At 70.3% G+C, this 23,765-nt stretch carries 18 protein-coding genes, 1 tRNA gene and 2 pseudogenes; 9 read left to right on the top strand and 12 right to left on the bottom strand.

The features are described from left to right. Nucleotides 1–19: 19 nt before the first annotated feature. The 4 genes from BS75_RS22650 to BS75_RS22665 form a co-directional block, all read right to left on the bottom strand. Nucleotides 20–1,930 (bottom strand): S9 family peptidase, encoded by a 1,911-nt coding sequence (locus BS75_RS22650; RefSeq protein ID WP_042437452.1) that lies wholly within the window; start codon nucleotides 1,928–1,930, stop codon nucleotides 20–22. 209 nt (nucleotides 1,931–2,139) lie between these two features. Then, entirely contained in the window at nucleotides 2,140–5,229 is a 3,090-nt protein-coding gene (locus tag BS75_RS22655) for a S53 family peptidase (RefSeq protein WP_034089565.1), read from the bottom strand. Nucleotides 5,230–5,605: 376 nt separating this feature from the next. After that, nucleotides 5,606–7,072 carry an MFS transporter gene (locus BS75_RS22660; RefSeq protein ID WP_152645748.1) on the bottom strand — a complete coding sequence of 489 codons (1,467 nt, stop codon included), beginning with the start codon at nucleotides 7,070–7,072 and terminating at the stop codon, nucleotides 5,606–5,608. Nucleotides 7,073–7,386: 314 nt separating this feature from the next. Next, nucleotides 7,387–8,343 carry an aldo/keto reductase gene (locus BS75_RS22665; protein ID WP_034089566.1) on the bottom strand — a complete coding sequence of 319 codons (957 nt, stop codon included), beginning with the start codon at nucleotides 8,341–8,343 and terminating at the stop codon, nucleotides 7,387–7,389. A 169-nt stretch (nucleotides 8,344–8,512) separates the two neighbouring features. Between BS75_RS22665 and BS75_RS22670 the strand changes: the two genes are divergently transcribed. The 6 genes and pseudogenes from BS75_RS22670 (at nucleotide 8,513) to BS75_RS50525 (ending at nucleotide 12,994) form a co-directional block, all read left to right on the top strand. Further along, a complete protein-coding gene (locus BS75_RS22670; RefSeq protein ID WP_063771449.1) occupies nucleotides 8,513–9,115 on the top strand; it encodes a SigE family RNA polymerase sigma factor in 603 nt (200 codons plus the stop codon). After that, nucleotides 9,112–9,630: a PASTA domain-containing protein gene (locus BS75_RS44655; RefSeq protein WP_082014002.1), complete on the top strand. Its 519-nt coding sequence runs from the start codon at nucleotides 9,112–9,114 to the stop codon at nucleotides 9,628–9,630. Before BS75_RS22670 ends, BS75_RS44655 begins: the two co-directional genes overlap by 4 nt. 334 nt (nucleotides 9,631–9,964) lie before the next feature. Continuing rightward, a complete protein-coding gene (locus BS75_RS22680) occupies nucleotides 9,965–10,282 on the top strand; it encodes a hypothetical protein (RefSeq protein WP_034089567.1) in 318 nt (105 codons plus the stop codon). 31 nt (nucleotides 10,283–10,313) lie between these two features. Beyond that, a pseudogene (locus BS75_RS43465) lies at nucleotides 10,314–11,020 on the top strand (transposase); the annotation flags it as partial. Between the two features lie 226 nt (nucleotides 11,021–11,246). After that, a complete protein-coding gene (locus BS75_RS22690) occupies nucleotides 11,247–12,161 on the top strand; it encodes a GNAT family N-acetyltransferase (RefSeq protein ID WP_034089568.1) in 915 nt (304 codons plus the stop codon). A 377-nt stretch (nucleotides 12,162–12,538) separates the two neighbouring features. Continuing rightward, a complete protein-coding gene (locus tag BS75_RS50525) occupies nucleotides 12,539–12,994 on the top strand; it encodes a tyrosine-type recombinase/integrase (protein ID WP_231608166.1) in 456 nt (151 codons plus the stop codon). A 25-nt stretch (nucleotides 12,995–13,019) separates the two neighbouring features. Here BS75_RS50525 and BS75_RS22695 read toward each other — a convergent pair. Further along, nucleotides 13,020–13,093 (bottom strand) — tRNA-Pro (locus BS75_RS22695). Between the two features lie 223 nt (nucleotides 13,094–13,316). On the opposite strand from BS75_RS22695, the gene BS75_RS22700 reads away from it, so the two are divergent. After that, nucleotides 13,317–14,225 carry a LysR family transcriptional regulator gene (locus tag BS75_RS22700; RefSeq protein ID WP_063771448.1) on the top strand — a complete coding sequence of 303 codons (909 nt, stop codon included), beginning with the start codon at nucleotides 13,317–13,319 and terminating at the stop codon, nucleotides 14,223–14,225. Nucleotides 14,226–14,268: 43 nt separating this feature from the next. Here BS75_RS22700 and BS75_RS48430 read toward each other — a convergent pair whose 3' ends face one another. Then, entirely contained in the window at nucleotides 14,269–15,213 is a 945-nt protein-coding gene (locus tag BS75_RS48430; RefSeq protein ID WP_034089569.1) for a metallophosphoesterase, read from the bottom strand. A gap of 76 nt (nucleotides 15,214–15,289) precedes the next feature. Between BS75_RS48430 and BS75_RS22710 the strand changes: the two genes are divergently transcribed. Further along, nucleotides 15,290–15,760: a GatB/YqeY domain-containing protein gene (locus BS75_RS22710; RefSeq protein ID WP_034089570.1), complete on the top strand. Its 471-nt coding sequence runs from the start codon at nucleotides 15,290–15,292 to the stop codon at nucleotides 15,758–15,760. 473 nt (nucleotides 15,761–16,233) lie between these two features. On the opposite strand, the pseudogene BS75_RS50530 reads toward BS75_RS22710, so the two are convergent. The 4 genes and pseudogenes from BS75_RS50530 to BS75_RS22720 all read right to left on the bottom strand — a co-directional run. After that, nucleotides 16,234–16,386: pseudogene (locus BS75_RS50530) on the bottom strand (transposase family protein); the annotation flags it as partial. A gap of 183 nt (nucleotides 16,387–16,569) precedes the next feature. After that, nucleotides 16,570–17,349, bottom strand: coding sequence for a hypothetical protein (locus BS75_RS48440; RefSeq protein WP_152645746.1), 780 nt, complete (start codon nucleotides 17,347–17,349; stop codon nucleotides 16,570–16,572). A 173-nt stretch (nucleotides 17,350–17,522) separates the two neighbouring features. After that, nucleotides 17,523–17,780: an SGNH/GDSL hydrolase family protein gene (locus BS75_RS22715; protein WP_034089571.1), complete on the bottom strand. Its 258-nt coding sequence runs from the start codon at nucleotides 17,778–17,780 to the stop codon at nucleotides 17,523–17,525. Between the two features lie 422 nt (nucleotides 17,781–18,202). Next, the gene (locus BS75_RS22720) at nucleotides 18,203–20,392 is read right to left on the bottom strand and encodes a transglycosylase domain-containing protein (RefSeq protein WP_034089572.1); all 2,190 of its coding nucleotides are present in this window, start codon (nucleotides 20,390–20,392) and stop codon (nucleotides 18,203–18,205) included. Between the two features lie 379 nt (nucleotides 20,393–20,771). On the opposite strand from BS75_RS22720, the gene BS75_RS22725 reads away from it, so the two are divergent. Further along, nucleotides 20,772–21,089, top strand: a complete 318-nt coding sequence (locus BS75_RS22725) for a WhiB family transcriptional regulator (protein WP_042437451.1) — start codon at nucleotides 20,772–20,774, stop codon at nucleotides 21,087–21,089. 217 nt (nucleotides 21,090–21,306) lie between these two features. On the opposite strand, the gene BS75_RS22730 is transcribed toward BS75_RS22725, so the two are convergent. Next, nucleotides 21,307–22,599, bottom strand: coding sequence for an ArsA family ATPase (locus BS75_RS22730; protein ID WP_042437450.1), 1,293 nt, complete (start codon nucleotides 22,597–22,599; stop codon nucleotides 21,307–21,309). Beyond that, nucleotides 22,596–23,693, bottom strand: a complete 1,098-nt coding sequence (locus BS75_RS22735) for an ArsA-related P-loop ATPase (protein ID WP_034089573.1) — start codon at nucleotides 23,691–23,693, stop codon at nucleotides 22,596–22,598. The genes BS75_RS22730 and BS75_RS22735 overlap by 4 nt, the downstream gene beginning before the upstream one ends. Nucleotides 23,694–23,765: the final 72 nt, after the last annotated feature.

Consider the following 23,765-nt stretch of genomic DNA (forward strand, 5'->3'; position numbering starts at 1 on the left):
TCGGCCCGGGTCCCGGGGCTCAGGCCAGGTGCCGGGCCACGAAGTCCAGTTCCAGCCGCAGCTGCTTCACCCGCTCCTCCACCACCAGCGATCCGTGTCCGGCGTCGTAGCGGTAGACCTCGTGCACCTTCCCGGCCTGCTCCAGTCGTTGGACGTAGTTCTCGACCTGGGTGATCGGACAGCGCGGGTCGTTGAGCCCGGCGCTGATGTAGACCGGGGCCTTCACCTCGTCCGCGTAGGTGATCGGGGACGAGGCCGCGTAGCGCTCCGGGACCTCCTCCGGCGTGCCGCCGACGAGCGTGCGGTCCATCGACTTCAGCGCCTCCATCTCGTCGTGGTAGGCCTGGACGTAGTCGGCGACCGGGACCGCGGCCACGCCCAGGGTCCACAGCTCCGGCTGGACGCCGAGGCCGAGCAGGGTCAGGTAGCCGCCCCAGGAGCCGCCGGTGAGCACCAGTCGGGCGGGGTCGGCCAGCCCCGACTCCACCGCCCAGGCGCGGACGGCCGCGATGTCCTCCAGCTCGATCAGGCCCACCCGGTGCCGCAGCGCGTCCGTCCAGGCCTGGCCGTAGCCGGTCGAGCCGCGGTAGTTGATCCGGACCACGGCGAAGCCGTGGTCCACCCAGGCGGCCGGCGCGGAGGCGAAGGCGTCGCTGTCGTGCCAGGTCGGTCCGCCGTGGATGTCGAACACCACCGGGTAGGGACCCTCGCCCGCGGGCCGCTGCACCAGGGCGTGGACAGGCCCGCCGGGGCCGTCCACCCACACGTCCTCGACCGGCACCGAGGGTGGCGCCTGCGGGCCGGGCGCGGCCAGCACCACGCTGCCCCGCGCCGGGCCACCGGTGGCGCGGACGACGGGCGGCTGCGCGGCGGAGGACCAGAGGAACTCCACGCTGCCGTCCGGCCGCGCGCCCGCCTCGGACACCGTTCCCGGCGGGGTGTCCAGCCGCTCCAGCGCGGCGGTGGCCAGGTCGTAGCGGTAGAGCTCGCTCCGTGCGTGGTAGGTGTGCTCGACCAGCAGCGCGGAGGCGTCCGGGTACCAACTGGCGGAGAGGTCGCCCGGCAGGTCCAGCACCAGTTCGGTCTGGGCGCCGGTGGAGGTGTCCCACAGCAGCGGCTCCCAGCGGCCCCGCCGCTGGTGCGCGACCAGCATCCGGGGGTCGCCGGCGAGCGGCGCGAAGCCGAGGCAGGACAGCCCGAGCGGCTCCTCGCGGCCGGTGCAGTCGTCCAGTTCGGCGACGGTGACGACATCGGCGTCGGTCCCCGCGGGCACCCGGACCACCCGCAGCGCGGAGTGCATGGCGTCGCCGTGCTCGGTGTGCTCGATCGCGAGCAGGGCGCCGTCGTGGGAGAGGTCGCCGACGCCCGCCGACTCGTGGTGCCGGTACACCACGAGCGGTTCGCCCGCCGTGCGGACCAGGTGCAGGGTCGAGCCGTCCTCGTCCGTCGACCGGCCCACGACCGCCAGCACACCTGTCCCGGGCCGACCCAGCGCCAGTCCGGCGGAGTAGGCGGGGGCCAGGCCGGGGACGGCCTCCGGGTCCGCCCCGGTCCGCTTCACACCGCCGTCCGAACCGCCGTCCGAACCGCCGTCCGAAGCGCCGTCCGCGTCAAGGCTGAAGCGCTGGCGCCGCCAGACGCCGAACTCGTCGCCGTCCGTGTCGTCGAACCACCAGATCCACTCGCCGTCGGGGCTGAGCACGGCGTCCATGGTGCCGTTGGCCCGGTCGGTGACCTGACGGCGGTCGCCGGTCGCCCGGTCCCAGGCGTACACCTCGTAGGTCCCGGTGGCGTTGGAGACGAAGAGGGAGCGGTCGGGCGCCTCCTCGGCCCACTCGGGCAGGCCGACCCGGGCGGCCCGGAACCGCTGCTCCCAGGCCGGCAGGTCGGCGAAGTCCGGCTGTTGCTGCGTCATCTCGCTGCTGCTCATGGCACCATCCTGCCTCGCGTGGACGCCGTCGCGGACCGCATGACCGAACCCGGGCCCGTCCGCACGTCCGCAGGTCCGCCCGTCCGCAGGTCCCCACGTGCGCACGTCCGCCGGAACGCCGATGCCCCGCCGGCCCGGGGTGGCGGGGCATCGGGGCATCGGGGCGTCGACGTTCGGACGGTCCGTCGACGGTGCTGGATGAGACGGTGCTACATGAGGTAGCCGGACACGTCGGAGAACACTTCCGACGTGCTCGACACGAACAGGTCGACCTTGCCGTCCGCGCCGATCGGAGCGACGACCTCGTTCGGGATCGCCGTCCGGGGGCCCCAGATGAGCGTGGTCACGCCCGGAATCCGGGTCTGGTCGGCCCAGGTGAGGAGGTAGCCGACCTGGCTGCTCCCGCTGACGGTGACGTTCATGACCACGTACTTCGCCCCGGCCGGGACGCCGCCCCGACCGGTGACCTGCAGCGCGTAGATCTTGCCGCCGGTGATCGGGGCGGACAGGAAGCGGGTCGGGGTGGTGCTGGTGAAGGAGGCGCCGCCGGTGCCCTGGGTGAAGTACCCGTCGACATCGGCGATCACGTTGGTCTTCCCGTACACCAGGAGCCTGATGCTGCCGTCGGCGCCGATCGGCACGAAGGCCAGGCCGCTCTGGGTGGCCCCCTTCGCCGTCCAGGTGAGGTCGGTGACGTTCGCCGTCGGACTGCCCTGCGGGTAGGCCGCGAGGTAGCCGGCGCCGGTGGTGTTGGTGACGATGAGGTTCACCGCGGCGACCTTGGCCCCGGCGGGCACGCCGCCCCGGCCGATCACCTTCAGGGTGATGATGCCGGAGACCGGGGTCCTGGTGGAGATGCCGTTCGCGTAGCGGGTGTCCAGGATGCGGGCCGGGGTCGTCACGCCGGTGTAGGTCAGGCCGTTGGCGTCATTGGAGTAGTACCCCTGGATGGTGGCGATGACGGCGGCGGCGGAGCCGGAGACGAGGAAGTCGACCCTGCCGTCGGCCGGCACCGGGACGGTGACCAGGTTGGAGAGCGTCTGGCCGGCCTGCCAGTCGAGGTTGGAGGTACCGGGACGATGCGTGTCGTCACCCCAGGCCGTCAGGTAGCCGGACCCGTTGGTCTTGGTGACGGTGACGTTGAGGACGACCGAGGTGACGCCGTTGGACGGCATGCCCGGGATCGCCGAGTTGCCCTCGATCTGCACCCCGGTCACGGCGTTGGAGGGCACGGTGCTGGGACGGGTGTTGAGGACGACCGTCGCGTTGACCGGGTGGTAGGTGCTGACGCCGGTGGCGGCGGTCGGGAGGCTGCCGCACAGGGTGGCGGTGAGGTTGGCCGCGTTCGGCTCGCCCAGACCGGTGGTCAGGTCGTAACCGGTGGTCGAGTTGTATCCGCGGTCACCGTAGAGCACGTTGTTGCCCGAGGTGATGTCGGTGAAGTCGTTCTGGTAGCTGGCGCCGGCCGCCTTGTACAGGTCGAAGTTGAGGTAGCCGAGCGGGCCGTTGGCCTTGCAGGCTCCCTCGCTGTCGGCGATGGCGGTCAGCGCGGCCCAGGTCGGGGTGGCGCCACTGGTACCGCCCATGGTCTGCCAGTTGCCCCAGAGGTAGATGGGGTAGCCCTCGAAGGGGTCCGCCAGGGCGGAGACGTCCGGGACCTGGCGGCAGGCGCCGGCGCTGGTGGCATGACAGGCCGAGGCGCTGTAGCCCTGGCCGGTGAAGCCCTTCTGGAAGTTGGAGCCGCCGTTGGTCAGCGGAGCCTCGACCGACACGCCGCCGCCGCTGGCGCCGATGCCGGAAAGCGCCGTCCCGGTGTTCCAGACGGCCCGTGAGTACGCCGGGTCACCGGACAGGGTGGTGCCGCCGACACCGGTCACGAAGGGCTGGCTGGCCGGGTCGTTCACCGAATCGGTGTTGGCGTTGGTGGGGCTCCCGTAGCAGTCCACCGCGCCGTTGTCGCCGCTGGCCGCGAAGATCGTCTGACCTTGGGCCGCGGCCTCCTCCGAGTAGTAGTTCTCCGCCGTGATGACGCTCGGGTCGGTATTGAGCTGGCAACCGCCCCAACTCATCGACAGCACCTGGGCGCGGTCGTCCGTCACCATCTCCTGGTAGGTGTTCAGCCAGTCGGCGTCGGTGAAGGCGCTGCTGAGGTCAGGGCCCTCGTAGTCGATGATCGACGCTCCCGGAGCGAGGCTGACCAGGTCGTCCAGGTCGAGCGTCGCCTCCTGGCCGACGTCCGTCTGCGAACTCGGCGGGGCCTTCCCTCCGCCGTCGACCGAGACCGTGCTCACCGGCACGTGCGTGCCGTAGCAGGCCTGGTAGGCGGCGAGGTCGGACGGTGCGTACCGCTCGAACTCGATGACGCCGATGGTGACGCCGGAACCGCTGGTGGCGTTGTGCTCCATGTTGTAGGTGCCGGCGAGGTCCGCAGCGCTGTAGTAGCCGTCGCCGTCCGTGCCGAGCCCATTGGCGCCGAGGGCGGTGACGGCGTCGTTGCAGATCTGCGGGCCGCCCGTCGCGTCCGCGGTGACGGACCGGGTGCGCTGCAGGGACGTGCGTGCGCCGAGGGCCGGCCGGGTGCCGTGCGCCTGCGGGGCGGTGTGGAACGACACCCGCTGGCTCAGCGTGTCCAGACCGGTCACGCCGGACACATCGGCGGCCACGGCTCCGGAGAGCAGCGGTGCGGCGGTGTTGGCGTAGGCGTTCCGGTGGTCCGCCAGCCGGTAGCTGGTGAAGCTGGTGTGGAAGGCGGATCCGGCGGCTGCCAGCGTGGTGTTGACTGCGATCGACAGACCGTCGGCGCTGACCTCGCCGGGCTTCAGGCCCGCCTTCCTGAGCGCGGCCTCGACGTTGTCGATGCTGCTCTGCGCGGGGCCGAAGACCGAGGCGAACTGGCCCTTGGCCAGGTAGTGGTGGAACTCCGGGCTGCCCTTGGTCGAGACGGCGTCGACGTACTTCTGCAGTTCGCCGGGGTTGCGCGGTTCGAGGCCGATGCTCAGGGTCACGGCCGTGCTTCCGCTGGGGGTACCGGTGCGGACCGAGCCGGCCGGTACTCGCGGGACGGCACCGACCCGCTGCGGGGCGGTGGTGGCGGCGGTTGTCGCGGCCCGGGCCGAGGGGGAGGGCGTTCCCACACCGACGGCCGACGCGGTGGTGGCGGTGGTGACGGTCAGTCCCGCGACTGCGGCCGTGGCAGCGATCACCAGGCCTGTCCGGTAGCGGGACCGTCCGGAGGCGTGGCGGCCGGCCTGAGCGGGTTCTATGGAACCCTCCGGGGCCGCAGTGACCTTCTTGGCCATGCAGGTTCTCCTATGGACTGGCTCGCGTCGCGCTGGGCGGCGTGACGCGTGTGCCGGGCGTGGTCCCGGCGCGGCCGTCGTGCGGAGGGAGGGCAGCACCCGCGAAGAGCGACTGTGGCGGCTCTCGTTGGGACTGCAAGTGATGGAGAACGGACACCGTTCCTACAGCGCACGAATCGGCGCTGGTACGACCCCCCGACCGAACGGAATACAAACGTTTTCTATCAGGGATGATCGGCTGTTGTCCCCGGGGAAAGAAGGCCCTGAGTCTTCGTTATGAGAATGAAGCTGTGCAGGTGGGCCGGTGCGTCCGGGCGGGCTGGTGATATCAACCGCTGTGCCCGATGTACCCGGTGTGCCCGGTCCTCCGACGGGCTCACTGCCCGGCGCCGCTCCGACTGCGGCTCATCGTCAGTGCCAGCAGCGCGAACGCCAGCAGCACCACGGCCACCGTCCGCGCGCCCGCCGCGCCCGGCAGCAGATGCAGGGTCAGGGTCACCGCCGCGACGCCCAGCGCGGTACCCATGCCCCGGCCCATGTTGACCATGCCGCCACCGGTGCCGGCCGACGAGCCCGGGATCGCCCGCATCACCAGCGTGTTGTTGGCCGGGGTGAACACCCCGAGCGCGAGGCCGAGCAGCCCCAGTGACACCGGGAGCACGTCGGACGTCATCGGCAGTGCCGCCAGCAGTCCGAGGGCGGCCACGCAGCCCGCCGCTCCCGCCGTACATCGGGCCCGGTCGCTCCAGTCGTTCGGGAGCAGCCGGTCGCCGAGCGTCGCGGCGAGGGCGAAGCCGAGCGGCAGCGCGGTCAGCACCAGCCCGGCTTCGAGCGCGGAGCCGCCGTGCCGGGCGAGTACCACCGGGACCAGGACCAGCGGCCCGAACAGCACCAGGTAGCCGCAGAGTCCGCCGACCAGGCCGGGGGCGATGCCTCCTCGGCGCAGCAGCTTCAGGTCGATCAGCGGGGCCGTGTGGCCGCGCTGCCGACGGACGAAGGCCCAGCCCGCGCCGACCGCCGCCGCGAACAGCAGGGCGGCGGTCCAGACCGGGAGGCCCAGGCCGGAGCTGATGGACAGTCCGAGCATCGCGGCGGTGCTCGCCGCACCCAGCAGCAGCACGCCGACCGCGTCCACACCGGCCGTGCCCAGCCCCTGGCGGGTGCGCGGCAGCAGGTAGTGGCCCGCGACCAGCGCGACGATCCCGACCGGAACGTTGATCAGGAAGACCCAGCGCCAGCCCACGGTGGCCACCAGGGCACCGCCGATGGTCGGCCCGAGCGCCAGCCCGATGGCCTGCCCGGCCGCCTGCATCCCGAGCGCGGTCCGCATCTTCCCGGACGGCGCGCTGGTGCTCACCAGGGCCACGCTGTTGGCCTGCATCAGCGCCGCGCCCACGGCCTGCACGATCCGGAAGGCGACCAGGATCCCCAGCCCCGGCGCGAGCCCGCAGGCCGCCGAGCCTGCGGTGAACACGGCGAATCCGTAGAGGTACATCAGCTTGCGGCCGTGCACGTCGGAGAAGCGACCGGCCGGGACCAGCAGCGCGATCAGGACCAGGAGGTAGGAGAGCGACACCCACTCGACGGCGGCGGGTCCGGCATGGAAGGCAGTGCCCAGCGACTGGTAGGTGAGGGTGACGATGCTGGCGTCGAGCTGTCCCATGAAGGCCCCGAAGCAGACGGCGGCGACCGCCAGCCGCCAGGCCCAGGACTGCCCCCGTATTCGCTCCGGACGCGGCCGCTCCTGGGTGAGCAGCGCCCAACCGCGCGGCCGCTCGGTCGGCAGTGGGAGCAGGAGTTGGAGCGGTTGCCCCGTCGGCCGTGTGGCCTCACTGGTGGCCATGCTCTCTCCCCGGTCTGCCGGCGACGTCGGTCGGCGCCTGGAACCAGGTTACATCTGTGGCAGACATATTCGTAAGACGATGTGATCTGAGATCGAGGTAATGCGGATCGGAGTGGTCCGGCGGCTCATGCCTCGTGCCGTCCGCGCGCCGGAGCGGTTCCTTCGCCCAGGGGGCGGTCGGTCCGGGAGGGGCGGGTGCCGGTGGCGACGCTTGCGGTCCGGAGGGCGGCTCCGACCCGGGCCGCGCCGCGTGCGGTGCCGGCCTCGCCGCGTCCGACGGCGACGGCGACGGCGACGGTGACGGGGCAGGCTGCTCAGGCCGCAGCGGGCTCCGGGGCCAGGAGCGCGTCGATCTCGGCCAGTTCCTCGGAGGTCGGCACCCACTGTCCGGCGGCGGCGTTGGCGCGCACCTGCTCGGCGTTGCTCGCCCCGGCGATGACCGAGCCGCAGCCGGGCCGTGCGGCGAGCGCGCCCACGCCGATCTCCAGCACGCTCCGGCCGTGCGCCTCGCCCCAGGCGGCCAGGCGTTCGACCGTGTCGAGGCCGGCCTCCGTCACCCGCTCGGGCCGCGACTCCAGGCGCGAGCCTGCGGGCACGCCGGTGGCACGGCGCACCTTCCCGGTGAGCAGTCCGTTGGCGAGTGGGAAGTACGGAAGCACGCCGAGGCCGTAGTGCAACGCCGCAGGGACCACCTCGCGCTCCACGCCGCGTTCGAGCAGCGACCATTCGTTCTGGGCGGAGACGAACGGCACGGCACCCGTCTCCCGGGCGACGTGCGCGGCCTCGGCGAGCTGCCAGCCGGCGAAGTTGGAGTGCCCGAGGTAGCGCACCTTGCCTTCGCTCACCAGCTCGCTGAGCGCGGCGAGCGTCTCGGCGATCGGCGTGCGCGGGTCGGGGGTGTGCAGCTGGTAGAGGTCGATGTGGTCGGTCTGCAGGCGTCGCAGCGACTCCTCGACCGCGCGCCGGATGTAGGCGCGGCCGCCCTTCGCCCCGGCCGCTGGTCCGTACCCCAGGTCGACGTGCTGATGACCGAACTTGGTCGCCAGCACCACCGTGTCGCGCCGCCCCTTCAGCGCCTGGCCGAGCAGGGTCTCGGAGGCGCCCCCGCCGCCGTACATGTCGGCCGTGTCCAAGAGGGTCACCCCGGCGTCGAGTGCCGCGTCGACCACCGCGAGTGTCTGCGCCGCGTCGAGACGCCTGCCGAAGTTGTTGCAGCCGAGTCCGACCACGGAGACGAGGAGTCCGCTGTTGCCGAGCGTTCGATAGTCCATGGGGCCAACCTAAGCTGCGCAACGGACCGAGTGACCTGTGACACATCTTCGGAGTCGTGCAGCGGATGGTGCGGCGCCGCCGTCAACAGGGTGATCGTCGGACCGAACGAGGGAGGGCTCCTGTGCGACGCGCATCAGGACAGAGCCGGAGAAAGGGGAGGAGGGCGGAGTGAGAACGACCGACGAACCCGGTTCCCCGGACTTCGCCGCCTTCGTCGCCCAGCGCTCGGCCGCGCTGTTCCGCAGCGCCTACGTGCTGACGGGCAGCCAGGATTCGGCCCAGGAGCTGCTCCAGGAGGCACTGGTCCGGGCGTGCGGGCGCTGGCGGCGAGTGTCCGAGGCCGATTCCCCCGAGGCGTACGTCCACCGAATAATGATCAACCTGGCCAATGACCGCTGGCGGCGCTGGCGTCGCACGGCTCCCGTCCAGGACCTCGCGGACCGACCGGTCCCCGGGGACGAGTACGGGCGCGTCGATACGCGTGACCAGATCATCCGGGCGCTGCACCGCCTGCCCATGGGGATGCGCACCGTCATCGTCCTGCACTACTTCCACGACATGTCCGACACGCAGATCGCCGCCACCATGGGCATCTCGCCCGGCACGGCCCGGTCCCAGCTCGCCCGCGGTCTGCGGAAGCTGCGCGACCAGCTCCCGCAGCCGCCGCTGCACCCCGCCCGGCAACAACGCGCCCCGGAGCAACGCGCCCCGCAACAACGAGCCCACCAGGCAGTACAAGCGGCCCACGAGCACCTCGGAGGCAGGCGATGACGCCGTCGGCACCACCACCGTCCGGCCCCTGCGGGCACGACCACGACTTCGAGGAGAGGCTGGTCCAGTCCATGAACGAGTTCGCCGACGGGACGGCCTCGCCGACGCTCGACGCGGGCCGGATCGGGCGGCGGGCCCGCCGCAGGCGCTTCGCGATGACCGGGGCGAGCGTCGCCGCCGTCCTGGCCGTCGTCGTCGGCGGCACCGCGCTCTCGACCATCGCCGGCTCGCCCTCCTCGAAGCCGGCCCCGGCCGCCGCCACCACACGAGGGCCGAGCGCCGTAGCCGCGCCGCGCCCTTCCGCCGCCCGGCGCACGGTGCAGGTCCCCGATGTGGTCGGCCTGAGCCAGGCCGAGGCCACAGCGGTGCTGGCGACCGCCAGGCTCCGCGTCGGTACCGTCGCCACCCAGGCCGATGGCGCCCAGCCCGCCGGCCGGGTCATTGCGACGATCCCCGCGCCCAACAACCAGGTGCCGTCCGGCTCCCCGGTCGAGCTCTGGATCTCGACCCGCTGAAACCCAGGTCGATCACCGGGCCACGACCACTCCACGACATGCCCAGCAACATGCCCATCCGTCCGCACACCGCCCTGGAGTACCTGTGAACCGCCGTACCGTCGCGCTCGCCCTCGGCGCCCTCGTGGCTTCGGCTGCCCTGAGCAGCTGCTCGCCGACGGGGGTGGGCCCGACCGGCTCAAGCACGTCGAGCAGCAGCCTCGGCCAGAGCACGACGAGGCCGCCGGCGGGCTCCGCGCCCACTGCGCCGGCAGGCTCCGCGCCCACTGCGGCGGGGGGCGCGAGCGCTGCCGGCAACGGGACGTGCCCGGGACGGCCGCCGGCGACCCGCTATGTGGCTCTCACCGGGCACGACACCGCAGCGGACCTCGTGGAGCTCGTGGTCCGTAGCGGCCACTACGTCTGCGACAGCCCGGCCGATCCGGACGCCGCCGTGTTCGTCCCCACCGGTTCGGAGCAGGAACTCGTCATCCGCGAGGATGCGCAGATCACCGCCACCACCCCGGTGACCACCGGAACCAGCGGTCGGCCGGTCTCCCTGCAGGCACTGCTGAACTGGATCGGCGCCCACCCCGACACACTGGCGGTCTTCACCTACGAGACGGATCCGCAGGGCCGCATCGTCCGCCTCACCGAGATGTACAACGGCTGAAGCCGGGAGCCGAGTGAATCCGGGGGTCGAGACCCACGAGTTCTTGAACTGGCGCACGGCGCGAGGCCGGTGGCTGTCCTACTCGGTCGGGATGACGATCACGGACGCCGTCCACCACGCCGTCCACCACGCCGTCCACCACGCCGTCCACCACGCCGTCCACCACGCCGTGCTCCAGGTCCCGGCTTCGGCCTGGACCCCGACGGTCAGGTCCGAGACGGTGCACGGGTGGCCGAACTGGCCGGCGACGTCCTGAAGGGCCGGCCGGTGGGGATGCGGCCGATCGTGCGCAAGGAACGACCCCACCCCGGAGTGCAGTTGAGGTTCACCAACGCCGACGGCATGCGCCTGACGTGCTTCGCCACCAATGCCACGGACGCCGCGATCGCGCGTCTGGAACTGCGGCACCGCCCCCGGGCCCGCGCCGAGGACCGCATCCGCGCCGCCCGCGACACCGGCCTGCGCAACCTTCCCCTGCCCCAGGTCGCACAGAACCAGGTCCGGCTGGAGACCGTCCAGATCGCCCTGGACCTGCTGGGCCGGATGCCGATGCTCGCCCTGACCGGCCGAGCCCGCCGCTGGGAACCCGAACGCCTGCGGCTTCGACTGTTCTCCGCCGCCGGCCGACTGGTCACCACCGGACGCCGACGCATCCTCCGCCTGCCCCAGCACTGGCCCTGGACCGAAACGGGCACCAACGCCTTCACCCGACTGCAAGCCCTACCGAACCCCGGCTGACCCACCAGAACGACCCATTCCGACGAGCAGCCGAACATCCGGAAGCGTGGAACCCGGCGCCCAACCGACGCGACAATCGGGTTCTCCGCCTGCCCGCCCTCGCCCCAACAAGCCGAAACGGCTCAGCGGATGAACCGACAGACCGTCATGAAAGATCGAGGTTGGGGGGTGGAGCGGCGCCGGTAATGCAAGCTCACATCCACAACAGCACGGCTAATGTGATCGGGTGACAGAATTCATCGCCCTTGATGACAGCACCGAATGGCAGCAGGACTTCGAGCAGCGCCTTCTCGCCTCGTACGCAGCCGCTGGGCTCAACGCGGCTGCGGTGGAGCGCAGGATCGAGCGGTTCCGCGAGCGGATCGGCGGCTGGACCATTGTCGAGATCACGGACGCCGGGACCCGGGTGGGCTATGTCGCCGTCGTCGTGGCCGACGACCACGGCACGCTCGCGGGCCGCATCGGCGACCTCCGAGTCGACGAGGGGTACGGGCAGGCCGTCCGCGCCTGGGCCGAGGCGTGGTGCGCGGAGCGTGGCGCATGCCGAGTGGACGTACAACTAATAGACTTCGGAAGCGAGTTGTTCGACGACTACGCCCTCCAGGCGCAGAACAGGCTGCGCCTCATCGATTCCCCGCCGGAGCTGCCCGACGGAGTCACCGCACGGCCGATGACCGAGGCCGAGTTTCCGCACTGGCTCGCCGCCGAGAAGCTCTCCTACGTCGGTGACATCGTCCGGGCGGGCACCCTGAGTCCCGAGGAGGCCGTACGCAAGTCCGACGGCGACTTCGCGATGCTGATCCCCGAGGGCCTGGCGACGGCTGACAACGCGTTCCTGGTGCTTGAGGCAGCGGGCGAGCGGATAGGCACCGGCTGGTTGAAGCACGGCTTCCTCCCGGGCGTCACCTTCGGTTACGGAGTGCACGTCGACGAGCAGTACCGCGGCAAGGGGTACGGCCGAGCCGCGATGGCACTCGGCGAGCGGGCCACGCTCGCGGCCGGCGACTCGGCGCTGATGTTCACCGTGTGGGGTGGCAACGAAGTGGCGATGAACCTGTACACGAGCGCCGGCTACCGGGTCATCGATGATCACCGCTCCATTGATCTTCCCCGCCAGAACGGGGCCGACTCCGCAGCCTGACGCGCCGGGGGTCGGACCCAGCGGTAGGAGCGGAGCGTCATCCCGCTCACTCGGGACACCTTGCTTCGACGGCGGTGATTGCCGTGAAGTGTCGCCGCAGGGGGCGGCGCAGGCGCCGCCCCCTGCGGCTCCATGACCGCGCCGACCTGCTGGCGACCCGCTCGCTGCGGGAAGTGCTCGCCGTGCTCCGACGGTCCATCACCCATGCCCAGCGCAGGGACAGGATCCTGCGCAACGTCATCACCCCGGTCACCGTCCCCGAGGGCCGACCCGGGCAGGCCCAGCAGGCGGCTCACGTTGTGCGTAAGCACGGCGACGCCAAGGCGCGCAAGAGCCGTCGCACCCTGGCTCTGCCTCATTACGGGGTGAGGGTGTTGGTGCAGCATCAGGAGTGGCAGCAGCAGGAGCGCCGCACGGCAGGTCTGGTCTGGGTCACCTCCGGACTCGTCTTCGCGACCAAGACCGGCAATCCGCTGGACGCCTCACACGTTCGGCGGGACTTTCGGACGATCGTGGTGAAGACCGGACTTGCGCCGGAGTGGACGCCGCGTGAGCTGCGCCACAGCTTCGTCTCGCTGCTGTCGACGGCAGCACGGCCACCACGGAGGCGGTCCACCGGAAGCAGCTTCGGCCAGTCATCGCCGAGGGGGCCGGAGCCATGGACGAGATCTTTCGGACGAGCGAGGGGGACGAGCCTCAGGGACCGACTGGGACCTGAACGGAGAGATCCGATAATCCGAGGGCTTCATCAAGTCGTCGGTACGGCCGACCGAGGTGAAGTCGGTGGCTCCCTGGTTGGTTCCCCGGGAACGATTCAGGGCCCCTGTCGATGATCTCGACAGGGGCCCTGACCTCGGGTCGGGGTGGCGGGATTTGAACCCACGGCCTCTTCGTCCCGAACGAAGCGCGCTACCAAGCTGCGCCACACCCCGTTCCAACGAGTATTACTCTAGCGGACCCGCGCCCTGGGACGAAATCCGGTTTCGTTCGGGGGCTCCCGGGCGGGTCGGAGGAGCGCAGGTCAGCACGGAGGGGGCGGTTCCCCGGGCGGCTGGAGCGGGGCCGTGTCGGCGGGGGCCGAGTGAGCGGCCGGGGGTGTCGTATCTGGCACGGGGTCCGGGGTTGCCGGGGGCGGGGCCCGCCTAAGATGAGGGCATGTCCGAGCTGCGCCGCCTGCGTTATTTCTTGGCCGTCGCCGAGGAACAGAGTTTCACCCGTGCTGCCGAGCGGCTGCACGTCGCCCAGGCTGCCCTGAGTCGCCAAGTGCGTGAGTTGGAGCGCGACTTGGGTGTTGAGCTGCTCACCCGCAGCAGTAGTACCCAGCAGGTGGTGCCCACCGAGGCCGGGCGGATGCTGGTCGAGCGCGGGCCCGGACTGCTGGAGGCCGCCGACAGCCTCTGGCGCGGGGTGCGCGGTTTCGCGGACGGGCGACTGGGGAGCGTCAGCCTCGGGTACGGCATGAGCGCCGGCTACGAGACCGCGCCGCAGCTGCTGCTCGCCATGAGCGAGGAGGCGCCCGGGATCGAGGTACTGGCCCGGGTCATGTCCTTCTCCCACATCGTCGCGGGCGTCTCGGCCGGGACGCTGGACGTCGGCCTGGTGCGCTGCGCGCAGCCGCAGGAGGGTCTGGAGCTGACGCTGCTCCGGCTGGAGCGGCAGGGCGTGGTCATCAGCCGGGAGCATCCGCTGGCCGGGGGTGACAGCGTCGCCCCCGCCGACCTGGACGGCGTGAAGCTGCTGCTGCACGCCCGGGACCACAACCCCGGCCACTACGACCTGCTGATGCGGGTCTGCTCCGAGGCCGGGGCCGAGCCCGAGTTCCTGCTGCGCGGCCAGGACTTCGACGCCTCCTACACCCCGGTCTCCTCCGGTGCGGCGGTGACCATCGTCGGCGAGAGCGGACGGGTCGGGCTGCCGGCCGGACTGGTGTGGCTGCCGCTGGAGCCGGCGGTGCTGGTGGAGGTCCACCTGATCACGCGTGGGAAGCAGCACTCACCGGCGATCGACCGGCTGGTCCGCGTCGCCGAGGAGACCTCGCGCCAGCACGGCTGGCTGCAGCGCTAGCACCCCTGGGCGGCGCAGGGCCCGTCGGCGCAGGTCCCGTCTGCTACCCCTCGCGGGGGGTCAGGGTCAGCAGGGTGGCCTCGGGCGGGCAGGCGAAACGGACCGGGGTGTAGCGGTTGGTGCCGCAGCCCGCCGAGACGTGCAGGTAGGAGCGGTGTCCGCCGGAGGAGTGCCGGGACAGCCCCTTGACCCGCTTCCGGTCCAGGTCGCAGTTGGTCACCAGGGCCCCGTAGAAGGGGACGCACAGCTGTCCGCCGTGGGTGTGCCCGGCCATGATCAGCGGGTACCGGTCGGCGGTGAAGGCGTCCAGCGTCCGCAGGTACGGGGCGTGGACCACGCCGATGGACAGGTCCGCGTCCTCGGACGGGCCGCCGGCGACCTCGTCGTAGCGGTCGCGTCGGATGTGCGGGTCGTCCAGGCCGGAGAACTCCAGCTCCAGCCCCTCGACCTTGAGCCGTCCCCGGGTGTTGGTCAGGTTCACCCAGCCCGCGCTGTCGAAGCCGTCGCGCAGCTCCGGCCAGGGGTTGTGGATCGCCCCGGTGACGCCGCGCCGGGCCGAGCCGTCCGCCTTGTTCAGCCCGTGGTCGCCGGTCAGCATCGCACCCAGGTAGCGCGTCGGGCTCTTCGGCACCGGGCCGTAGTAGTCGTTCGAGCCGAAGACGTACACCCCGGGGTAGTCCAGCAGCGGCCCGAGCGCGTCCAGCGTCTGCGGCACGGCCTCCGGGTCGGACAGGTTGTCGCCGGTGTTGACCACGAAGTCCGGCCGCAGCCCGGCCAGGCTCCGCAGCCACTGCTGCTTCTTGCGCTGTCCGTTCACCATGTGGATGTCCGACAGCTGCAGTACCCGCAGCGGACGCGCCCCGGCGGGGAGCACCGGGACGGTCACCCGGCGCAGTCGGAACGAGCGCACCTCGACTCCGGCTGCATAGGCCACGCAGGCCGCGCCGGTCGCGGCGATTCCCAGGGGTACGGCATAGAGGGGTCGCATCCGTACATGGTCGCAGAGGAGTGGACACCGGGTTAATGGCGGGCACCGGCTCATCCGGGATGCGAGACTTGCCCCCATGACCACGACGCTCAAGAAGCAGTTGCAGGAGGACCTGACCGCCTCGATCCGGGCCAGGGACGAGCTGCGCTCCGGCACGATCCGGCTCACCCTGACCGCCATCACCAACGAGGAGGTGGCCGGCACCGTCGCCCGTGAGCTCTCCGACGACGAGGTGCTCAAGGTCATCGCCCGTGAGGCGAAGAAGCGGCGCGAGGCCGCCGAGGCGTTCGAGACCGGTGGTCGCGCGGAGTCCGCTGCCCGGGAGCGTGCCGAGGGCGAGATCCTGGCCGGCTACCTGCCGAAGCAGCTGACCGACGACGAGCTGTCGACCATCGTCGCGGCGGCCGTCGCCGAGGCCAAGGCCGCCGGCGCGGAGGGCCCGCGTGCCATCGGCGCGGTCATGAAGATCGTGAACCCGAAGGTGGCCGGCCTGGCCGAGGGCGGCCGGGTCGCGGCAGCGGTGAAGCAGGCGCTGACGGCGGGCTGAGGGACTGTGCGTCGGGCGTCTGCGACGGCGCATTCTCCCCAACCGCGGGTGGTGCCGGAATCGTCGACTGGGTCGCTCGGGTAACGGGGCGCTGCACGACGACCTCGCCCCGCCCGTCTGGACCGGCGTCGTCGCCGACGTGCGCAGCCGCTACCTCGGCCCCGACCGCCGAGCCGGCTCCAGCACTTACTCCCACCCCAAGGAACGCCACCAAGACGTCCTGGCCCGCTCCCCCGTTCTCCCAGGTCGAGACTGCCCACTGGGACCGCATCCACACCCGCACCCTGGACGAGGTCATCGGCTACCAGTTCAGCCTCTCCTACAGCAGCCCCGCCCAGCTCGGCACCGACAAGGACGCCTTCGAACGCGATCTCCGCGAAGCACTCACCGCCTTCCAACCCGACGGCCGATTCGACGAACGCATCCGCACCGAAGCCATCATCGCCACTCGCCCCAACGCCGAGGGAAGCTGAGGTGTGACCGGCGTCGTGCCGGGCCCAGGGCACCGCGGCAACCACCACGCCGTGCCGCTTGCACCTCACCCGGGGCGCGTCGGCCTCCAGGAACAGCTTCAGTCCGGCCGCGTCCAGGTGTTGCCAGCGGCGCCGACCGGCTCCGGCATCGAACCACATGTCCTGCGGCGCTGCCTGCTCGCATCCGACCAATGCCTTCAATACGGTGGTGAACCGCACGCCGTTCTCCCTGCGCATCTGATCCCGAGCATCAACACCTCAAGATCTGCACAGGGGACGGCGTGCACTGCGTCAGGCGCTCCGAAGCAACCCACAGATGGAGCACAAGAGCTTCATTTACCGCGGTGAAACCCAAGGCTTCGGCTTCGTCGGGAGAAGATGGCGCGGAATCCTCCGTTGAGGCCGCCAAGAGTCCAGGCTGGAATAGTAACTGAGGGTCACGGTCACGGCCAGCACGTGCTCGTGACTTTCCAGAGCGGATTCTGGAAGATTCCAGTACTCAGTACCACTGCATTCGAGCGCGAGATAGTTCCGTGTACTGATGTGTGTTCGACTGGGGACTTGTTCCAGTGGGGTTTCCTGTCCACGGCTGCCCCAGGACAACGTCATGTGGGGAGAGGAGTTTTTCCCACCCCATGGCGCTTCCGCATCCTTCGCGTCAGGCTGCCACTCCAGCATTGCATAGCCGTTCGCACCCTCCCATGGCCTCATTGGCAAAGGTGCGATTCTCTTCCATCCTGCCGTTGACATGGTCTCGGCAATCTTTTCGAGGCGCTCGCCCGGATCTCCATCGAATCCGTAGACCGCGATCACGTTGCGAGTGCATCCCACGCTCGGTAGGCGTCGGGGCGCTGCCACGGCAAAATGAAATATCGAGCGGACGGCACCGTGGCAGTAATCCCATGTGTCGGTGCCGAACCGGCGCAGCCCTGAAGCATCGCGTTCGAGTATGCTGAGGTTCTCATCCAGCCAGGAAACTGCGGAGGAATGCAGGTCGAAAAATTCCTGCCTGCGGGTCCATCGCGGCAAGTTGAATTGCCTCCTGCTGAGCAGAGCGGCCCCGAGCGTCCATGCGATGGCATTTATCGCCCGGGTCATGAGAAGGCGCAGTTGCATGTAGCAGTCCTCCTTGCAGTGGCATTCCCTTGCTGCCTGCGTGCCGATCAGCGATTACCGGCAGGGCCCCGGTCGGCAGCATACCCGTGTGGGCGTCGGCGAACTCGTAGATCGAACGAGGTCGCCGACGCCCACAGTTGCTCAAGCGGCTGTTGATGCCGGAGCGCGCCTCGTCAGCACGAGAGCTTTCCGGCCAGGCACTGGTTGATGAGGGTGGCGTATTCCGCTTGTCCGGTCTGGTTCGGGTGGTAGAAGCCCGCTACCTGGGTGGTGAGCGACGGTGCAATGAGCCAGGGGCTGCTGTCACACAGTGCGTGTCCGACGAACGCCGGCTGCGGGTTGACGTACTGGATGTCGACTCCATCGGCTTTGACCTGTGCCACGGCCTGGGAAATGGCAGTGTCAAGCTCGTCGCCGAAGTTGTTCAGCATCGTCTGGTCGGATACCGAAAGTTTGGTTGCAGTACCGAGCCATGTTCCTGAATTGCAGGGACTGGTCGGGGTCAACCGCGTGGGAAGACCGCGATGCGGCGATTAGCCCCTGAATCCAACGCCCTCGACCTGGCCGTCGGCACCTGGCTGGTGCCGGGAGTCGCTCTCGGCACCGACCGGCCCCGAGCCTTCTCTCCAAGGGTGTCCAACGCCATGATGAGGCTAGCCAACCCACGGAGGTCGCCGGGCTGGCCGATGGTGGCAGGGGCGCGCAGCGGTGCGGCAGACGCTGATGGCGGGATGGTTCAACGCCGACCGGCGTGGAACGGGAGCGGACGTATGACGAAGGGCGGGCCGCCCCGGTGTGAACCGGGGCGGCCCGCCCTTGTCGGGTCTCGCGTGAGTTGCGGCGAGGGGCTGCGTCAGTGGGTCTTGCCGTTGCCGCCGTTGCCGCCGTTGTTGTTGTTCCCGTTGTTCGTGCCGGGGCTGGCGGGGGTGGACGGGGTGGACGGGGTGGAGGGCTTGCTCGGCTGCTGGCTGTAGGGGGCCAGCGGGAGCTGAATATCCGGCATGCCAGACATGGCGTCCGTCATGGCCTGCTTCCAGATCGGCCCCGAGGTCTCGTAGCCGTAGGCGGGATCGTAGGAGTTGCCGCCGATGTCCACGCCGTTGAGCGACAGGCTCGGGTTGTTGGGGTTGGTCATCATCGTGGCGTCGGAGATCTGCGCGGTGAATCCGGCGAACCAGGCCTGGGCCTCGCTGTTGGTGGTACCGGTCTTACCGGCGTCCGAGTAGCCGATGTCACCGACGGTGGCGCCGGTGCCGCCCGGGTCGGCGACCACGGAGTTGAGGGTGCGGTTCACACCGGCGGCGACCGACGAGGACATCGCCTGGTGGCAGTCGGAGGCGGGGACGGCGAGGCTCTTGCCCTGGGAGTTGGTCACCGAGCTGATCGCCGTGGCGTTGCAGTAGGTGCCGTCGGCCGCGAAGGCCGCGTAGGCGTTGGCGATCTGCAGCGTGGTCAGCGAGTTCACACCGAGGGTGAGGGTCTGCACCTGGGAGATCGGCAGCAGTGCGGTACCGGCCTTGTTGGTTCCGCCCTGGTAACCGAGGCCGAGGCTCTGCGCCATGTGAACCACGTTGCAGAGGCCGACCTTGGCCTCCAGCGGTGCGAAGTAGGTGTTCACCGAGGCAGCCATGGCCTGCACCATGTCGATGTTGCCGTAGTTGGTGTCGCTGTCGTTCTCCATGCCGGGCGCCGGGAGGAGGTTGTCGCCGGCGCAGTCCTGCATCTCCGGGTAGTCGCCGTGGACCACTGCATTGATCGAGTAGGTCAGCGGGTAGCCGGCCTGGAGCGCGGCGGCCGCAGTGACTGCCTTGAACACGGACCCGGTCTGGAAGCCCTGGCCGCCGTCGTGGAGGGAGTCGACGTTGTAGTTGATCTCGGTCTGGTTCTTGCCGGTGCCGTACGGCTTGCTCTGCGCCATCGCCAGGATCTTGCCCGTCCCGGGCTGGACCATGGTGGTTGCGGCTACCGCGCTGTCACTGGAGTACACGTGGTCCTGGACGGACTTCTCCTCGGCGGCCTGGTCCTTCGGGTTCAGCGTGGTGTGGATGGACAGGCCGCCCTGGTCCCACAGGGCCTGCCGGGCGGCCTTGGTGGCGCCGAAGGCCGGGTCCTGGAGCAGCACCTGTTCCACGTAGTCGCAGAAGAAGCCCTCGCCCTTCTGCGCGGTGATGCAGCCCTCCTTGGGGGAGCTCACCTTGAGGTTCAGCGGGGTGGCCTCGGCGGCGGTGGCCTGGGCCGGCGTGATGGTGCCGTACTTGGCCATGTCCGCCAGCACCTCGTTGCGGCGCTGGAGCGCGTACTGCGGGTAGACCAGCGGGTCGTATCCGGTCGGCGACTGCACCATGCCGGCCAGCAGCGCGGCCTCCGGGATGGTGAGCTGGCTGGCGTTGACGCTGAAGTAGCGCTCGGAGGCGGCCTGGATGCCGTAGGCCTGCTCGCCGAAGAACGTGATGTTCAGGTAGTCGGCGAGGATCTGGTCCTTGCTGAGGGTCTCCTCCAGCTTTATGGCGTACCGGAGCTCCTGGATCTTGCGCCCGGTGGTCTGCCGCTGGGCCTCCAGCACCTTCGCCGTGTCGTTGCCCGCCTCCTCCACGAAGACGTTCTTGACGTACTGCTGGGTGAGGGTCGATCCGCCCTGGGCGACACCGCCGGAGCTGGCGTTCTTGGTGAGCGCGCGGAGCGTGCCCTCAAGGTCGATCGCACCGTGCTGGTAGAAGCGGTTGTCCTCGATGTCGATCAGCGCGCTGCGCATGACCGGCGCGATCTGGCTGAGCGGGACGACGGTGCGGTCCCGGGAGTAGACCGTCGCGATGACCCCGCCGTTGGCGTCGTAGATGGTCGACGACTGCGACAGCGGCGGTGCGGTGAAGGAGTCAGGGATGTTGTTGAAGTCGTCCGCTGCCGACTTCGCACCGAGGCCGAGTGCCCCTACGGCCGGTACCCCCAGACCCGCTACGAGTGCGCCTGCCAGCACACTCGCGCCGAGTAGGCGTACACCGAGACCGACCTTGTGGAGGGGAGAACCCGAGCGCTTCGCTGCCATGGCAGAACCATACGTGGCTGTTTCCCGTACAGGCGGGCAGTTGTTCGCCTACTCTTGTCACAAGCTTGCGACAAGTTCCTGTGCGCCCCCTGACATCACTCGTGTGGGTGATGAGATCTGTCCTTTTTGTCGCGCTTTGGCGTCCTTTAGGGCTGTAGGAGCCAGGTCATACGGGTACCCGAACCCTGTCTGGCCTTCTTACCTGCAGTCACTCCCGTGGGTGATCTATTCCCTACGCATAGTCCGAATGGGCCATACAGGATTGGGCCCCAAGGGGCTGTTGCATCTCGCCGTTCTTCCGTAACGTCCTCAACTGGCAACAGTGCATATGCCGTTGCCGCCGTGGGGGAGCCTCGATTCGGGAGAGGACGGCACCAGCATGAGCTGGGTAGACGACTGGAGTGCGCAGGCAGCCTGCCGCACCAGTGATCCGGACGAACTGTTCGTTCAGGGGGCGGCACAGAACCGCGCCAAGGCGGTGTGCACCGGTTGCCCGGTGCGCACAGAGTGCCTGGCCGACGCCTTGGACAATCGCGTCGAGTTCGGCGTCTGGGGAGGGATGACGGAGCGCGAGCGCAGAGCGCTCCTGCGTCGCCGCCCGACGGTGATCTCGTGGCGCCGACTGTTGGAGACGGCTCGTAGCGAGTACGAGCAGACCTACTCCATCGGCGACGCCGACTACGCAGAAGCAGGCTGACCCCCGAACACCCTCAGGGGACAGACTGTCGAAGCACCACCCGTAGCTTCCGCATGCCCCGCGCGCTCCGGCCCCAACCTGGTCGGACTCGCGGGACGCCGGAGGCAGCCGGGTAGCACAGTGCTGCCCTCGACGGCCTGGTGATCCAGGTGTGCACCGGCGTGCAACCGGCGCACGGGCGGCGCACTCCTGGTGACCTACCCAACCGTCAGGCGGCTTATGCCTTCCCGTGGTTGAGTCGTTCGCCGATCTCCCGCAGCCCTTCCAGGTCGTGGACGTCGCCGGCCAGGGCCGCCACCTCCACCACCGGCACATCGGGGTAGACCGACACGAAACGGTCGCGCATCCGACGCTCCCGGGCGATCCGCTGCATCCGCTCCGCGTGCAGCCGCAGCAGGCCCGCCGCCAGCACCTCCGTCTCGGAGGGCACGGCGCCGACCGCCGGACCGGCCTCCTCCTCCGCCGCGTCCGACGTGTCCGCCGACGTGTCCGCCGCTGCGTCCGCCGGGTCCGGCTCGGACTGCTCGGGGCTCTCCAGGGTCTCCGCCGCCGCCAGTGCCCGCTCCGCGGTCAGCTGAGGCGCGCCCGTGCTGTGGACGCGGTTCAGCACCAGGCCGGCCAGCGGCATCCGGTCCGTCTCCAGCCGGTCCACGAAGTACGCCGCCTCGCGCAGGGCGTCCCGCTCGGGCGCCGCGACCACCAGGAACGCCGTGCCCGGAGCCTGCAGCAGTTGGTACGTGCGGTCCGCTCGCTCGCGGAAGCCGCCGAACATCGAGTCCATCGCGGTGACGAAGGTCGACAGGTCCTGCAGCACATTGGCGCCGAGGACCTTCCCCAGCACCCCGGTGAACATGGCCATGCCGACATTGAGGAACTTCATCGCGCTGCGCCCGCCGACCTTCGCCGGGGCCATCAGTATCCGGATCAGCTTGCCGTCCAGGAAGGAGCCGAGGCGGTTCGGCGCGTCCAGGAAGTCCAGGGCGGAGCGGCTCGGCGGGGTGTCGACGACGATCAGGTCCCAGCGGTCCTCGGCCTGGAGCTGGCCGAGCTTTTCCATCGCCATGTACTCCTGCGTCCCGGCGAAGCCGGACGACAGCGACTGGTAGAACGGGTTCTCCATGATCTGCCGGGCCCGCTCGGGGTCGGCATGGGCGAGCACGACCTCGTCGAAGGTCCGCTTCATGTCCAGCATCATCGCCTGGAGCTCGCCGGGACCGCTCACCCCCTTCACCACGCGCGGGGTGTTGTCCAGCTCGGTCAGGCCCATCGACTGGGCCAGCCGCCGTGCCGGGTCGATGGTCAGCACCACGACCTTGCGCCCGCGCTCCGCCGCCCGCAGGCCCAGCGCGGCCGCGGTGGTGGTCTTGCCGACGCCGCCGGAACCGCAGCAGACGACGATGGCGGTCGCCGGGTCGTCGATCAGCGCGTCGACGTCCAGCCGACGGCCGGCCAGCGGATCGGCCGCCCCGGCCGGCCCCGGCGCGGCGGGCTTTCTCGGTGTGGTGCTCACGCTGTCCCCTGCTCCTTCAACGCCGCCGCCAGTCGGTACAGCCCACCCAGGTCCACTCCGCCGCTGAGCAGCGGCAGCTCGTACGTCGGCAGCTTCAGCGCCTGGACGTCCACCCGCTGCTCGCGTTCCAGCACGACGCGGGCCGCATGTTCCCGGCCCTCGGCCAGCAGCGGTTCCACCAGCTTCCTGGTGGCTGTCGGCACGGTCTTCCTGGCCCCGCCCCGTCCCGGACGCGCGCCGACCCCGGCGTCGGCCAGCACCATCGCCAGCTCGCCGTCGTGGTCGCCGCCGGCGGCCAGTATCGCGGCCTCGTCCAGCACCGGGGGGCGCACCATGTTGACGAACACCCCGCCGGTCGGCAGTCCGGCCGCGCGCAGCTCGGCGACGCCGTCCACGGTCTCCTGGACCGGCATCTCCTCCAGCAGGGTGACCAGGTGCACCACCGTCTCCGGCGAGCGGATCACCCGCATGACCGCCTGCGACTGGGTGAAGATCGGCCCGAACCTGGCCAGCCCGGCGACCTCGGTGTTGATGTTGAGGAAGCGGCTGATCCGGCCGGTCGGCGGGGCGTCCATGACGACCGCGTCGTAGACCCGGCGGCCGTCCGGCCCCTTGCGGCGGACGGCCTCGCAGGCCTTGCCGGTGAGCAGCACGTCCCGGAGTCCGGGGGCGATGGTGGTGGCGAAGTCGATGAAGCCGACCTTGCGCAGCGCCTTGCCGGCCCGGCCGAGCTTGTAGAACATCTCCAGGTACTCCAGCAGGGCCTGCTCGATGTCGATCGCCAGGGCGAAGACCTCCCCCTCCCCGCGCCCGGCTGCACCCTTGCCGCCAGGACCAGGACCCTTGCCGCCGGGGCCGGGGGTGCCGCGCTTGCCCAGGGCCCCGGCGGCGACGCTCGCGACCTTCCGTTCCTCGTACGGCAGGGCGGAGATGCCGAACAGCTCGGCGATGCCCTGCCGCTCCTCGACCTCGATCAGCAGCGTCCGCCGTCCCTCTGCTGCCAGGGCCATGGCGAGGGCGGCTGCCACCGTGGTCTTCCCGGTCCCGCCCTTGCCGCTGACGACGTGCAGCCGCACGCCCTCCCAGTCCGGCATGGTGCGTCTCCGTCCGCTGATGTCCGCTGATATCGGTAGGTGTCGCTGGATCTCGGTAGGTGTCGGTCGGTG

Origin of the sequence: Streptacidiphilus albus JL83 (genome assembly GCF_000744705.1) — a bacterium.
In the GTDB taxonomy this organism is placed as follows: Bacteria; Actinomycetota; Actinomycetes; order Streptomycetales; family Streptomycetaceae; genus Streptacidiphilus; species Streptacidiphilus albus.

What these genes read in the sequence shown, in the direction of transcription:
- BS75_RS22650 (WP_042437452.1), bottom strand. Translation starts at nt 1,930, where the DNA reads ATGAGCAGCAGCGAGATGACGCAGCAACAGCCGGACTTCGCCGACCTG.
- BS75_RS22655 (WP_034089565.1), bottom strand. Translation starts at nt 5,229, where the DNA reads ATGGCCAAGAAGGTCACTGCGGCCCCGGAGGGTTCCATAGAACCCGCT.
- BS75_RS22660 (WP_152645748.1), bottom strand. Translation starts at nt 7,072, where the DNA reads ATGGCCACCAGTGAGGCCACACGGCCGACGGGGCAACCGCTCCAACTC.
- BS75_RS22665 (WP_034089566.1), bottom strand. Translation starts at nt 8,343, where the DNA reads ATGGACTATCGAACGCTCGGCAACAGCGGACTCCTCGTCTCCGTGGTC.
- BS75_RS44655 (WP_082014002.1), top strand. Translation starts at nt 9,112, where the DNA reads ATGACGCCGTCGGCACCACCACCGTCCGGCCCCTGCGGGCACGACCAC.
- BS75_RS22700 (WP_063771448.1), top strand. Translation starts at nt 13,317, where the DNA reads ATGTCCGAGCTGCGCCGCCTGCGTTATTTCTTGGCCGTCGCCGAGGAA.
- BS75_RS48430 (WP_034089569.1), bottom strand. Translation starts at nt 15,213, where the DNA reads ATGCGACCCCTCTATGCCGTACCCCTGGGAATCGCCGCGACCGGCGCG.
- BS75_RS22710 (WP_034089570.1), top strand. Translation starts at nt 15,290, where the DNA reads ATGACCACGACGCTCAAGAAGCAGTTGCAGGAGGACCTGACCGCCTCG.
- BS75_RS48440 (WP_152645746.1), bottom strand. Translation starts at nt 17,349, where the DNA reads ATGCAACTGCGCCTTCTCATGACCCGGGCGATAAATGCCATCGCATGG.
- BS75_RS22715 (WP_034089571.1), bottom strand. Translation starts at nt 17,780, where the DNA reads ATGCTGAACAACTTCGGCGACGAGCTTGACACTGCCATTTCCCAGGCC.
- BS75_RS22720 (WP_034089572.1), bottom strand. Translation starts at nt 20,392, where the DNA reads ATGGCAGCGAAGCGCTCGGGTTCTCCCCTCCACAAGGTCGGTCTCGGT.
- BS75_RS22725 (WP_042437451.1), top strand. Translation starts at nt 20,772, where the DNA reads ATGAGCTGGGTAGACGACTGGAGTGCGCAGGCAGCCTGCCGCACCAGT.
- BS75_RS22735 (WP_034089573.1), bottom strand. Translation starts at nt 23,693, where the DNA reads ATGCCGGACTGGGAGGGCGTGCGGCTGCACGTCGTCAGCGGCAAGGGC.